The 14441-nt window shown below is 39.7% G+C and carries 11 protein-coding genes; all 11 read left to right on the top strand.

Features of this window, described 5'->3' with window-relative positions:
* Positions 1-612: 612 nt before the first annotated feature.
* Complete coding sequence (gene ssuD, locus NSQ61_RS14495) at positions 613-1737, top strand: FMNH2-dependent alkanesulfonate monooxygenase (RefSeq protein ID WP_339212169.1); 1125 nt, start codon at positions 613-615, stop codon at positions 1735-1737.
* A 142-nt stretch (positions 1738-1879) separates the two neighbouring features.
* On the top strand, positions 1880-3409 hold the full coding sequence (istA, locus tag NSQ61_RS14490) for an IS21 family transposase (protein WP_066251714.1): 1530 nt from the start codon (positions 1880-1882) through the stop codon (positions 3407-3409).
* The gene (gene istB / locus NSQ61_RS14485) at positions 3406-4164 is read left to right on the top strand and encodes an IS21-like element helper ATPase IstB (RefSeq protein WP_066251710.1); all 759 of its coding nucleotides are present in this window, start codon (positions 3406-3408) and stop codon (positions 4162-4164) included. Before istA ends, istB begins: the two co-directional genes overlap by 4 nt.
* Positions 4165-4709: 545 nt before the next feature.
* A complete protein-coding gene (locus tag NSQ61_RS14480) occupies positions 4710-6332 on the top strand; it encodes an FAD-dependent oxidoreductase (RefSeq protein WP_339212717.1) in 1623 nt (540 codons plus the stop codon).
* A gap of 12 nt (positions 6333-6344) precedes the next feature.
* Positions 6345-6677: a 4Fe-4S binding protein gene (locus tag NSQ61_RS14475; protein WP_063386477.1), complete on the top strand. Its 333-nt coding sequence runs from the start codon at positions 6345-6347 to the stop codon at positions 6675-6677.
* 5 nt (positions 6678-6682) lie between these two features.
* Positions 6683-7726 (top strand): ABC transporter substrate-binding protein, encoded by a 1044-nt coding sequence (locus NSQ61_RS14470; protein WP_339212170.1) that lies wholly within the window; start codon positions 6683-6685, stop codon positions 7724-7726.
* A 63-nt stretch (positions 7727-7789) separates the two neighbouring features.
* The gene (locus NSQ61_RS14465; RefSeq protein WP_339212171.1) at positions 7790-8557 is read left to right on the top strand and encodes an ABC transporter permease; all 768 of its coding nucleotides are present in this window, start codon (positions 7790-7792) and stop codon (positions 8555-8557) included.
* A 12-nt stretch (positions 8558-8569) separates the two neighbouring features.
* Positions 8570-9391, top strand: a complete 822-nt coding sequence (locus tag NSQ61_RS14460) for an ABC transporter ATP-binding protein (RefSeq protein WP_130157017.1) — start codon at positions 8570-8572, stop codon at positions 9389-9391.
* A gap of 678 nt (positions 9392-10069) precedes the next feature.
* The gene (locus NSQ61_RS14455) at positions 10070-11461 is read left to right on the top strand and encodes an LLM class flavin-dependent oxidoreductase (protein ID WP_327856019.1); all 1392 of its coding nucleotides are present in this window, start codon (positions 10070-10072) and stop codon (positions 11459-11461) included.
* A gap of 454 nt (positions 11462-11915) precedes the next feature.
* A complete protein-coding gene (locus NSQ61_RS14450; protein ID WP_063386482.1) occupies positions 11916-13310 on the top strand; it encodes an APC family permease in 1395 nt (464 codons plus the stop codon).
* A gap of 204 nt (positions 13311-13514) precedes the next feature.
* Positions 13515-14375 (top strand): ABC transporter ATP-binding protein, encoded by an 861-nt coding sequence (locus tag NSQ61_RS14445; protein WP_063386483.1) that lies wholly within the window; start codon positions 13515-13517, stop codon positions 14373-14375.
* Positions 14376-14441: the final 66 nt, after the last annotated feature.

Below are 14441 nucleotides of genomic sequence, written 5' to 3'. Positions count from 1 at the left end.
AGGATCAAGTTGAACAATTGAGAAAGAGTCATAAGTGTTTAACTCTTTGAGTCTCATACATTGCTTCCGGCAAAACAAACTTTAATACGATTCGCCAAGTATTTTTGGAGAAGTGCATTTTCTCCCTTAAAAAACACGTATTGATTATTCGGCTTGTTGCGTTTTGCTTGTGCAACATTAAAAAAACACGTATTGGTTATTGACAAAACAAAAATCCAAGCTATATAATATCTAGTAATCAACTAGGAATACTATGTTTCGGTTGCGTAATTTTCGGAAATACATTCAGACGTTCCGCTCCCTTTGAAATGGAATATCTCATTCATGTCGAACAGCGAATTTACAAAGCTATCTGGATTTATTTGTTTATCAATTGGGCGATTCTTTAACCTTAGAGCATACCAGCAAAAGAAGCAAAATAATCACTGATTGGAAATCTGAGCATATCTTGCATGGATACATGATAAAGTCCAATAGCAAGCTGATGAAGTGATGACAATCATTAGTCCACCAGACCACTGGAGACTTCCTTTCATTTTTAAGGGAGTCTCCTTTTTTATTTTAAGCACCTCAAGACATATTTAATCGTCCATATTCAAGGAGGAATTATAAATGGAAATCTTTTGGTTTATTCCCACAAATGGCGACTTTCGTCAATTAAATTATCAAGAAGGTTCACGTCCTGCAACCTATAACTATTGCAGACAAATTGCACAGGCTGTCGATGATTTAGGCTATAGCGGCGTGTTAATTCCAACAGGAAAAACATGTGAAGAAGGCTTTATTGTCGCTTCAACGCTTGCACCCGTAACAAAAAATTTAAAGTATCTTGTAGCGGTGCGGCCAGGATTAATGTCACCGAGCTTTGCAGCACGCATGTCGGCGACATTGGATCGATTTTCTGACGGTCGGTTATTAATTAATGTGGTGGCTGGCGGAGATCCGGTCGAGCTTGCAGGAGAAGGTGTGTTTTTAGATCACGATGAACGATATGAGTTAACAGATGAATTTTTAACCATTTGGCGTCAATTATTTACAGAAGAAGAAGTTGATTTAGAAGGAGACTATTTACAAATTCGAGGTGGGCAATTGCCATACCCGACAGTTCAAAAACCATATCCGCCGCTATATTTTGGAGGATCTTCACCTGCTGCGATGAAGGTGGCGGCAAAGCATATCGATGTCTATTTAACATGGGGAGAACCACCGGCACAAGTGGAGAAAAAAATCAATAAAATGCGGGCATACGCTGCTGCCCAAGGAAGAACAGTAAAATTCGGCATCCGGCTGCACGTCATTGTCCGTCCAACAGAAGAGGAAGCATGGGAAGCTGCCAATAAGCTCATTGAACATGTGGATGAGGAAACTATTGCGCAGGCGTTGAAAGTATTTAAGCGGATGGATTCTGAAGGCCAGCGCTTAATGACGAGTTTGCATGAAGGTGATTGTACAAGATTAGAAGTGAGTCCAAATCTTTGGGCCGGTGTTGGATTGGTACGGACCGGTGCAGGCACGGCGCTAGTAGGAGATCCTGATACGGTTGCTGCCCGTATGAAAGAATACGCTGATTTAGGCATTGAGACCTTTATTCTTTCAGGCTATCCGCATTTAGAAGAAGCCTATAGAACAGCGGAATTATTATTCCCGAAACTTCCAATTGATAAAAAGGATACTTCTCATCAGAAGACATTCCTTAGCCCATTCGGAGGAGATATCAAATCGGCTGTTGCGAAATAACAGGTTTGTATTTGATAATTTAAAATTGAGCCACTTTTGAAGGGTTCGATCACATAAAAAATGAGCCACCTGATTTCCAATTTTCATTACCTCCCTTATGATTGAAAGTGCCTAAACTTTTCATCAGAGGGAGAGAAAAAGGATGATCAAGATGGCTCAATTTCATCATATCAAATTCTTGCATGAGGTAGAAGGGCTATCCCAACGACAAATTGCTCAAAAATTAGGGATTTCAAGAAATACCGTAAGCAAATATCTAAAACAGAATGAGGCTCCAACCACCATTCATCGGCAGAAAAACTATCATGGAAAGGAGTATTCCGATGAAACGAAGCGAGTCTTGCCCATTATTGATCAATGGCTCGAAGACGATCTAAAACGTTGGGGAAAACAACGTCATACCGCTGCCAGAATTTATCGAAGATTGGTCGATGAGTACGATTTCAAAGGATCTGAGTCCAACATCCGTAAGGTTGTAGCCAAACGTAAGAAGAAGCTACAGGAAGTCTTTATTCCCCTTGACTTTCAACTCGGCCACCAATTCCAATTCGACTGGGGAGAGGCGGATATTATTCTACAGGGTCGAACACAACGAATTTACCTCTTTTGTATGCAACTTTCGGCAAGTCGAATGCGATTTGTACGAGCATACCTGCATGAGAAACAGGAGGCTTTCTTAGATGGCTTTGTCCATGCGTTTGAATTCTTTGGAGGAGTACCTACCGAAGGGGTATTTGATAATTTAAAAACAGCCGTAGTAAAAATACTCCAAGGGAGAGATCGTCTCGAACAGGATGCTTTTCTAGCCTTACAATCCCACTATTTGTTTAAGGCAGAGTTTTGTAATATTCGTTCCGGGAATGAAAAAGGACGAGTGGAAGGGACGGTCGGATACGTAAGAAGAAACGTCTTCGTTCCGCTTCCGGACGTACAATCGCTGGAGGAATTAAACGCTTATCTATTGGACTGGTGTTTGAGAGAGGCGGAAGAAAAAACCGTTCCGTTCACTAAAGAAACGGTTGCGCAAATGTGGGCGAAAGAAAAGGAGTATCTACACCCACTCCCTGAAAAGAAGTTTGAAGCTTGCCGATTAGTCTCTTGTCAGGTGAATAAGACCTCTTTAATTACAGTGGAGACCAATCAGTATTCTGTCCCTTGTAGTTATGTAGGTCAAGCTGTATGGGCAAAAATATTTGTCGATCATGTGATCGTTGTGGCTCAAAATCAAGTGATCGCTGAACATCCTCGTTCTTACGAACGGAACCAGATGATCACCAATCTAGATCATTATCTGGAGGCATTATTAAAAAAACCGCGAGCGATTCGGGATGCCCATGCATTTCAATCATCTGACCTTCCGGATGTATTTAGGCGTTTTCACCGAAAAATGAGGGAACAAGAAGGAGCCGCGGGCGACCGTAAATTTATCCGACTCCTTCTCCTTCATCGAGAGATCGGGATGGAAAAATTGACACAAGCATTACGAGAAGCTGAACAAGCGCAGGTCTATCGGTATGAAGTCGTCCATGAAATCATTCAAAGACTGACGAATAACTACTTGCAGGTCCAAGATCTATCTAAGGAGAAAACGCCTGTAAATCTACTAGACTATAAAATTCAAAAGGCAAACGTAGCTCAATACGGACAATTAACGGGAGGTCAGATGAAATGACAACAGAAATCCTTTTAGACCATATCACGAAGCAATTGAGAATGCCTACAATTGCGAAACAATATCGCTCTCTCGCAAGAGAGGCAGAAGAAAGAAATCTACGGTATGAAGAATACTTATTGGCACTATTAGAAGCAGAAGTGCAGGCAAGAGAGGAAAATCAAAGACAGCGAAGGCTCAAACAAGCTGCCTTTCCCATCCACAAAACTTTAGACACCTATGATTTTACTTTCATGCCGAGCTTAAATCGAAATCGATTTCTCACACTCGCAAAAGGTGAGTTTGTAGAGAGAAAAGAGAATATTATTTTTCTAGGGAATAGTGGCACAGGGAAAACCCATTTGGCCATTGGGCTTGGAATCGCCATGATCCAAAATGGCTACAAAACCAAATTCATTACTGCTTCCGAGTTAGTGGAAGAGTTGCTTATTGCTAAAGAAGAGCACAAACTTGGTGCGTTTGAGAAGAAGTGGCTCAAATATGATGTGATCATCGTAGATGAACTGGGATATATCCCCTTTTCCAAAACAGGAGCAGAGCTATTATTTCAGTTCTTTTCCAATCGCTATGAACGTGCAAGTGTCATCATTACAACAAATCTTGAATTTGTAGAATGGACGAACATTTTTGGGGATGAAAAGATGACAGCAGCGTTGCTTGATCGGCTCACTCACCGTTCGCACATTCTTCTTCTAAACGGAGAATCTTATCGATTCCGTCAAAGTATGAAACAGAGGGAAAATGGGGAGTGGTAGCCAGGTGCGCGAAGCGTTTGGATGAGTTGCCCCTAGGGGCAACTCATCCAAACACCCACCTTCTCCCATTTATGGGAACTCTGATTCTAAAAGTGGCTCACTTTTGAAGTGATCGCTCTGGCTCAATTTATTATTGACAAAAACAAGGTTCATTAAACAATTTGAGGTGACAACAAGAGGATTGTGAAAATGCTTGATTTTAATTGGTGATAACCATCATGTCTCTTATAGGATGATGCAGAAAGATTTTCATCTGTCACATAGAGGACAGCGGCTCTTTTTGGTTAAAACCAAAGTAAATAAATATGTTTAATTTGAAATAAGACAGTATGAAAGCGGGCAGCTCATCAGCAAGGAAAGGTTTGGCTTTACAGAAAACAGCAGCTCCAAAGTGGATCAATTAGTGAAAATTACGGGATTTAGTATGAGTTGACCAGACGACTGGAGACTTCCTTCATTTTATGGAAGTCTCTTTTCATTTTTTATGGGAATTTCAGTTTAAAAAAGTAAAAACGATTTTAAATGATGAAAAGGGGATGGATAAAATGGCATTCAATCATTCTGAAAAATTAATCAATCAAATATATGATGTAAGTTTTAAAGCAGATGTTCTTGTTATAGGCGGAGGGCCTGCCGGCGCTTGGGCTGCATTATCAGCCAAAAAGAACGGGGCAACGGTTATCTTGGTGGATAAAGGTTATTGCGGCACTAGCGGGGCGACGGCTCCTTCAGGCAATGGAGTATGGTATATACCGCCTGATAAAGAGAAAAGAGAAGAAGCGATGAGAAGCCGTGAAGCCTTAGGAGGGTTTCTTTCTGAACGGAAATGGATGAAAAGGGTACTACAACAAACATATGAAAGTGTCAATCAGCTTGCTGAGTGGGGATATCCTTTTCCAGTAGATGAAAATGGCGTAGTACATAAGAGAAGCCTTCAAGGACCTGAATATATGAGATTGATGAGAAGAAAATTGGTGAAATCGAAGGTAAAAATTTTAGATCACAGCCCTGCGCTGGAGCTTTTGTATGACAGCAATGGAGTAGCCGGAGCTGCGGGCGTCAATACACAAACTGGAGAAACCTGGTCTGTTCAAGCCAGTTCTATCGTTATCGCATCAGGCGGATGCGCCTTTTTAAGCAAGGCGTTAGGATGCAATGTATTAACTGGTGATGGGTACTTATTGGCCTCAGAAGCTGGTGCTGAGTTTTCAGGCATGGAATTTTCCAATGCATATGCCATTACTCCAAAATTTTCTTCCATTACAAAAACGGCTTTTTATCAATGGGCTTCTTTCACTTATGAAGATGGAACCATTATTGAAGGGGCGGGTTCACATAAAGGGCGTTCGATCATTGCCAAAACATTGCAGCAAGGAAAAAAAGTGTTTGCACAGCTGGATAAGGCGAAGGATAACCGTGAGCTACAAAAGTGGATGAGAATTGCCCAACCGAATTTCTTCCTTCAATTCGATCGAATGGGCATTAATCCTTTTGAGGATCGCTTTGAAGTGACATTACGGTTAGAAGGGACAGTAAGGGGCACCGGCGGCATCCGGATTATTGATGAAACTTGTGCAACATCAGTTCCCGGATTATTTGCCGCAGGTGATGCTGCGACTAGAGAGTTGATTTGCGGCGGATTTACAGGAGGGGGAAGCTACAATGCGGCATGGGCCATTTCCTCTGGCTATTGGTCCGGGGAAGCAGCAGCGAAGTATGCCCTTTCCTTTAATCGAAATAATCTGGATAGAACCTTGTCAAGAAAACATGTCATTGGAATAAACGAACAGCGCACAAGTCATAATGGCCTTGATGCAAATGAGGTGATTCGGCATGTTCAAGCGGAAGTGATGCCTTTTGATATTAATTTGTTTAGAACAGAAGAAAAGTTATCCGCCTCCTTGCAGCGGCTTCATTCAATATGGCATGAAGCAAAAACAAGTCTGAAGGAAAATAAAGGAAACATCGTAAGGGTTCGGGAAGCAGCCGCAATGTTAGCCACCTCCCGTTGGATGTACACAGCAGCACTAGAGCGAAAAGAAACTCGAGGCATGCATAAACGGCTTGATTTTCCTAAAATTGATGAAAACCAGCAGCATCGTCTGATCACGAGCGGTTTAGACGAAATAAAAGTGACTGCTGATACTCATAATTTCCAGACTGTATAAGGAGGAAGAAAATTGATACAGGTTCTGCTTGAGGAACGATGTGTAAAATGCAATCTTTGTGTCAATATTTGCCCCACTAACGTGTTTGAAAAAAGAAAGGGAGAGGTACCCGTTATATCAAGGCAGGATGATTGCCAAACGTGTTATATGTGTGAATTGTATTGCCCTGTTGATGCACTTTATGTAGCTCCAAACGCTGATGAGGCCGTAGAAATTTCTGAGCAGGAATTATTAACAACAGGTTTAGTAGGAAGTTATCGAACAAACATGGGATGGCAGAAGGGACAAAAACCGGTCGCTGCCCAAGACCCAGCTTATAAATTTTATTTGCCTAGCGGAGTGTGACTAGAATGGGAAAATCATCAAAGAAAAAATCCTTCATATTCTTTATAGCAATTTTTGCACTTTTAACAGCGTGCAGTTCCAATAATACTTCTACAAACAAAAATGCGGAAACGGAGAATCATTCTAATGCAGGGGTTGAGGAGAAAGGAAAAACATTAAGGCTCGGATATATTAACTCAACCGGAAACAAAGACAAGGACAAACCTGCCGTTTCAGGAGCTGAAGGGTGGGCGCTTAATAAAGGATTTTTGCAGGAAGAATTAAAGAAAATTGGAATTACAAATATTGAATATTTTTCTTTTCCTAACGGCCCTAACCTAAACGAAGCAATGGCTTCAGGAGAAATTGATGTAGGAATTTTAGGTGATACACCTGCTTTATTGGCGAGAAGCTCAGGACAAAAAACAAGATTAATAGGATTTGCTAATATTTTTCAAGATATTTGGTTAGTTACTAATAAGAAAAATGGAGTATCTTCCTTGGAGGAATTAAAAGGAAAAACAGTTGCAACATCAAATGGATCTTATATGTTTCGCTATTTAACAGGTCTATTGGAAGAAAATAATCTGCTTGAAGATGTAAAAATTGTTCATTTACTTCCGCCAGAAGCAGCTGCTGCTTTGGAGCGCGGCGATATTCAAGCATATGCATTTCCAACATATATGGGTCCAAAACATGTAAAACTTGGTTTTCCTTTGCTTCACCAAGCAAGTAAAACGACACCGCATTTAACCGGAACATCTGTCACCATTGCGTCAGAAAAATTTTTAGAACAGAATCCGGAGTTTTTATCAGTATGGACAGATACCCGTGAAAGGGCAGTAAAAGATTTAAAAGAACATCAAGAAGAATTTTATCAATATGTGGCTGAAGTGACCAAACAGGACTTAGATGTTGTGAAGGAAAGCCTCCCTCTTAACAATATTCGAGAAGAGAACTTCCCGAAAGAGGGGTTGGAATTATTGGAAGGAACGAAAAAGTTTTTAGTAAAACAAGGATTGATTAAAAATGATTTTGCCATAAAAGATTGGATGCTAAAAGATCAGTAGCTTTTGTAGAAGGCTTTGTCTTAAAAGCCTTCTATCCTGTTTATGCAACTGAGGTGGTTAGATATGAAAAAAACGTATGATCATTATATTTTGCCGGTTGTTTTGCCGCTCCTGCTTGTTTTTCTTTGGATTTATTTGACGGAACGTGAATTGATTGCCCCATACCTAATTCCAGCTCCGAAAACGGTTATCCACACAATCGTTCAATTTATAGAGGATGGAACCCTTTTGCAGGATTCATGGGCAAGTGTCAAAAGAATGCTGCAAGGCTTTTCCTTAGCGGTTTTCTTTGGTCTGCTATTCGGGGTATTAATGGGTTTATTTGCTAGAGTCGATCAATTTTTTGCTGGAATTCTGAATGCGATCAGAGTAATTCCGCCATTAGCCTGGATCCCGATCATTATTCTTTGGTTTGGTATCGGTGAAACTTCTAAAGTCATTATTATTTTTAAAAGCGCCTTTTTCCCCATCCTGTTAAATACAATTCAAGGAATCGAAGGAGTGCCTAAAGGATTTCTGGAAGTGTCAAAACTGATGGGAGTAAGCAAAAGAAGAACGTTATTTAACGTGATTTTTCCTGCTGCATTGCCTTCTATATTTGTTGGGCTTAGATTGGGATTAGGAGCGGCTTGGATGGCTGTGGTCGCTGCGGAATTGATTGCTTCCGATTCAGGACTCGGTTACCGAATCACACAAGGCCGGGAGCTTTCCCAGCCCGATGCCATGATCATTGGAATGATCATGATTGGGATAATTGGAGTCGCAATGGATGCTGTTGTTAAGTTTATCCAGCAGCGCATCCTGTCTTGGCAAGCAGGCATTAAATCTTAGGAGGTTGCTTACATGCCAATAAAGGAAAACGTTCAGTTTCAGGTAGCGAAACCGAAAATAAAGATTACTAATTTGTCAAAATCATTTAATCAAGGAAAGAATACGTTAAACGTATTAGATGATATCAATTTAGAGGTTCAAGAAGGCGAATTTTTGACCATTGTTGGATCCAGCGGATGCGGAAAAAGTACGTTATTGCGAATAATTGCTGGTCTTGACAGCTCTTTTGAAGGAACGATTGCCATTGATAATCAAAATATAAAAGGTATAAGAGCCGACATAGGCATGGTTTTTCAGGATCATCGGCTGTTTCCTTGGATGACTGTTAAGCAAAATATAGCCTTTGGTCTTGAAAAAGTGCCTGCATCTGAACGTGAAAAACTAGTGAATGAATATATTGAATTAGTCGGATTAAAGGGATTCGAAAAAGCAAGGCCCGGAGAGCTTTCAGGCGGTATGTCTCAGCGGGTTGCATTGGCGCGTACATTAGTAAAAAAGCCCAGCATTATTTTGCTCGATGAACCTTTTGGGGCGCTGGATGCACTGACCCGGATTCAAATGCAATATGAAATTTTAAGAATACGAGAACAGGCCAATGTTACTATGATTTTAGTGACTCATGATATTGATGAAGCTGTGTTATTAGGTGACAGGGTGATTGTCATGTCCAAAAAACCAGGCCGCATCCAAAAGACGATTCCAGTTTATTTATCAAGACCGCGAGACAGAAATAGCCGTGATTTTGTAAAAATACGTGAAAAGATTTTAAATTTATTTTTTGACACAAATGTTTCGTTGAATAAATCACAAGAAAAAATTTCATTAGAGGGATAGGTTCCTTCTGCAAAAAGCTTATTGCTTTTGCATGAAAATAGAAATCCTCTATCGTCTTATGCAGATACAACGACATATTAAACTATAAAAATATAATAATCTTGACAACAAAAAGTTGGCATGTTAATTTATTCGCATATGAATAATTAGATTTCCGACCAGAACACTGGAGGCACTTGGTTTACATACTAAGTGCCTTTTTTACATATCTTAAAAGGTGAATATACAGTGTCTTCGTTCAAGTTGGATTGAAACATTCATTCCTAATCTATCTTTATTTATTATTATTTGTACAAAGACTATAAAAAGTTGATGCTGATGAAAAATCGGATCAATAAAAGCAATTATGATAGAAATACAAGAAAAAAATTTCATAAAAGTAACTTGACAGATAGGTTTAATTGGTTTTAAAATCTTATTAAAGATTTTGAAAATTTAAATAAGCTGACTGGAAAACCGGAGGCTCTCAATTCAAGTTGAAACTTATCTTGAAATGGGGTGCCTCCTTCTTTTACATCAAATTATTCTAAAATAGAATAAACATTGAAAAATAAATGATAGTTGACTGGACAACCAGAGACTCTTTTTCAAGTTTAATTTAGCTTGGAAATGGGTCTCTGTTTTGTTTAACAGCAACTTTTTAACACCAATAAAAAATGAGAGTTTGAGGTAAGTAACATGAAGAAAAAACGAATCTATTTAAATGCGTTTGATATGAATTGTGTGGCCCATCAATCACCAGGCTTATGGGTACATCCTGAAGATCAGTCGTATCGTTATAAGAATATAGATTATTGGGTTGAATTGGCTCAAACTTTGGAAAGAGGTCGGTTTGACGGCCTGTTTATTGCTGATGTAATCGGGATCTATGATGTGTACGGGGGAGATAAAACTACAACAGTACGTGAAGCGACACAGGTGCCCGTAAATGATCCGATGATGCTTGTCTCGGCGATGGCGAACGCAACGCAACACTTAGGCTTTGGAATTACATGCTCGACAACATTTGAACATCCTTACACGTTTGCACGCAGGATGTCCACATTGGATCATTTAACAAAAGGAAGGATTGCTTGGAACATTGTGACTTCGTACTTAGAAAGCGGGACAAGAAATATTGATATTGGAGATCGATTTATCCATTCGGAAAGATACAATGTTGCGGAAGAGTATATCGAAGTTTGTTATAAATTATGGGAAGGCAGCTGGGAAGATGATGCGGTCATAAAAGATAAAGAAAAAAGAATTTTTACAGATCCGACAAAGGTTCATGAAATTCACCATCACGGTAAATATTTTCATGTGCCTGGTATACATTTATGTGAACCGTCGCCGCAAAGAACTCCTGTCTTGTATCAGGCTGGAGGTTCAACTAGAGGCCGTCAGTTTGCTGCTAAACATGCAGAATGCACCTTTATTTCTGCTCCTGGAAAGGAAGCGATCACTTTATATGTCAAGGATTTAAGAGCTCAGGCAGCTTCATTGGGAAGAAACCCTCAAAGCATTAAAGTGTTTGCATTAATGACGGTAATTGTTGGCCGGACGGAGGAAGAGGCGCGGGCTAAATATGAGGATTTATCCCAATATATCAGTTATGAAGGAGCACTTTCCTTGCTGAGCGGCTGGTCGGGAGTGGATTTCTCTAAATATGAACCTGATCAAGAAATTGAATACATTGAGACAAATGCCGTTAGATCCATGCTTGAATCACTAACAAAGGCAAGCCCAAATAAGAAATGGACCGTTCGCGAGCTGGCAAATTTCGCAGGCATTGGCGGCATGGGACCAGTGATAGTTGGAACACCTGAACAAATTGTTGATACGTTTGAAGAATGGATTGATGAAACTGATATTGATGGATTTAACTTGGCTTATGCAATTACACCAGGAACATTTAAGGATATTGTGGATCTCGTAGTGCCTGAACTTCAGAAACGAGGTTTGTTGAAAAAAGATTATGAAGAAGGAACTCTTCGAGAGAAATTATTTGGAAAAGGAAATTCTCGTTTATCAGAAAATCATATAGGTGCAAAATATCGAAACCTCGGGTGCCTGTTGCAGAAAAAATAATTACACTGAGAAGTATAGATTTTACCGAGATTTTTACTCAAAAATTCGACTAAATATATATGAATAATTATATTTCAGGAAGGAGAAATGAATAAAATGCTTCATCAAGTCAAACTTCATTCAAGTAAGCTTGGAACAACGCATCTCTGCTGCTAGAAAAGATGCTGAAATGAAAGATATGCTGGTTAAGAAGCCCAGCGATTTTATGCAATGGAGATGCAAGCTCTGAGAAGAAGCTCGGAAAACGATCTTGGATAAAATTGAAAGCCAATTTAACGGCGCTTATAGGTACACAAAAGCAAGTGTCCGATCGAATTTTACATTATTTCGACGGAAGGGGGATTCCATTTCCCTTTCGTACGGGATAAGGAAAAAATGACGCAGCCTATTGAGGCGCAAGTTTGAAACCCTATTAAAAACTACTTTTGAATAAAAACTATGAGGAGGTGGAGAAATGGAAGAAAATTTAAAAATCCAGCTGAAACCAAAGAAAAAACTAACTGCTTTTGATGCCATAAGTTCTACGCTGGCGCAAATGGCTCCAGCAGCAGCAATATATTATGGATTCCCAGTTATATTTGCGGCTTCGGGAATTGGATCTCCGTTAACACTCTTACTTGCTACAGTAGCGATCACAATGGTTGGGCTCAGCTTAACAAATTTTTCAAAAATTCATCCTAGCAGCGGATCGCTCATCAAGTATATTAGTATGACTTTTGGTGATATTGTCGGCACTACAGCTTCACTTGTTTTTTTAATCGGTACTATCTTTTTAGCCGGCTCAGCTTTTATTGAGCTTGGGGGATGGACATCTGATTCACTAGCCTTATATAACATTCACATTCATTGGATCGTCCCTACTATTATTTTAGGTTTAATCGTTTGGGCCATTACAGTGGTGGGAATTTATAGTTCGACTAAAATTGCTGCGGTGGCATTATTCATTGAGGTTGCAGTCCTTGTTTTCGTTTCAGTGTTAGTTTTATTGCATCCGCCAGCGCCGTTATCTTTAAAGCCTTTTGCATTTTCTTCAATTCAGAATGGCATAGCAGGACTTAGCTTAGCCTTTCCGCTTGCGATCTATTTGTTTATTGGCTTTGAAAACTCAGCTGCTTTGGCAGAAGAAACGGATAATCCAAAACGAAATACTGCTCGTGCAGTTCTCGTAAGCATTGCGATCATGTCGGTCTTCTATATATTTGTCAATTATAGTATTATTCAAGGATTTTCGAATCATATTGACGATTTAGTTAAAAGTACTAATCCGTTTATTGATCTTTCTAATCAGTATTTAGGCAGCTTTTCTGTATTAGCTATTATTGCAGGATTCACTAGCATACTTGGAATGACCATCGCCTGCTTGAACGGCTTCTCCCGAATTGCGTTTAACTCAGCTCGAGAAGGATTAATTTATAGAAAATTATCAAGGGTTTCAAAATGGGGGACGCCTATCGGCACACTGACACTTCTTTTTATCTTAGGAATGTTGGCTGCGATTTTAATTGGTTTGCTTAGTAAAGGATGGGTAACTGCATTCGGTTATCTCAGTACAATTGGCACGATCCCGCTCTTGCTCATTTATTCTTTATTAAATCTTGCAGTTATATTTTATAAAAAAGAAAAATGGCCTTTTCATAAAAAATATTTGTTTCCATCATTAGGCTTGCTCAGTATTCTTATCCCTATTTGGGCGATGGTGCAGCCCGGTCAGCCGGAACCGGTAAGCTATTTTCCTTGGATTGTTCTTGCTTTATGTGTGGTCAGTTTCATTTACTCATGGTTTACTGTGAAAAAGAAGTCGCCAATTTCGGCAAACTTCAGACCGTTGTTAAAAAAAGAAGAATTATAGGAAAAAGGAGGACAGGGTTGGAAACGAAATCGTGAAAATGAAGTGCGGTTTGGCGGGGCAAACTGACTGCGGAATTCAAAGGCCGAAAACGAAATTGTGAAAGTGAAGTTGTTTGTAAAATTGGTTAGTTAGCAGTTAAAGGAAGGGATCACAGAACAATCAGTAATTTTAAAATTTAAAATCAACTGAGGGAGTGGATCAAAAATGGCAATGGTTCTTAATCGTAGCGCAGAGCAAAAGGAAATCGCAGACCAAAATAAAATTGAAGTTAAATCCATTTATTTTGAGTACGACGGCTTAGAAATCCTGCAAGATATTAATTTAACGATAAAAGAAGGAGAATTTATCGTCTTTATGGGACCGAGCGGCTCGGGAAAAAGTACACTTCTACGATTGCTAATCGGATTATCCCGGCCTAATAAAGGAGAAATTTTCGTCAATAATCAATTACTTACTGACTCTATACCAGATTGCTCTGTTGTTTTTCAGGACTACTCGCTATTTCCTTGGCTGACAGCGAAAGAAAATGTCATTCTGGCATTAAGGCAAAAGCTGAAAAAATCAAAAACAAAAAAGGAATTAGAACACTTGGCCCAAAGTTATTTGGAATTAGTTCAGCTTAGTCATGCTGTTGATAAATATCCAGGGGAAATGTCCGGCGGGATGCGCCAGCGTGCGGCGATTGCGAGAGCATTATCAATAGGGTCAGATTTGATGTTCATGGATGAACCATTCGGGGCACTTGACCCGTTGACAAGAATACATTTGCAAAATTTAATCCTTCAAGTGAATAGGGAACAGCAGAGAACCATTGTGTTTGTCACACATGATGCAGAAGAAGCGATTTTCTTAGCGGACCGCATTGTCATGTTTACCCCGGGGCCGCCAGGGAGAATTGCGGAAGTGATTGACGTTCCTTTTCCTAAGCCGAGAAATCGGAAACAGCTATATCAAAGCTTAGAATTTGTAAAATTCAGAGATTATGTTTTAGGTGTCATGAACCAAGGCATTTTCGACAAATTAGAGGAAAGTAAGGAAGCTCTTGTGGATGGTTCAGGAATTTAAACAAATAATGTCTTAAAATCTGTAAAAAAAATATACCGTATTCCTTACAAAGACACATGAATTTTT

Origin of the sequence: Aeribacillus sp. FSL K6-1121, from assembly GCF_038003725.1 — a bacterium.
Classification (GTDB): Bacteria; Bacillota; Bacilli; order Bacillales; family Aeribacillaceae; genus Aeribacillus; species Aeribacillus composti.
The sequence above is the reverse complement of the archived record's forward strand: the minus strand, read 5'-3'. Positions and strand labels throughout refer to the sequence as shown.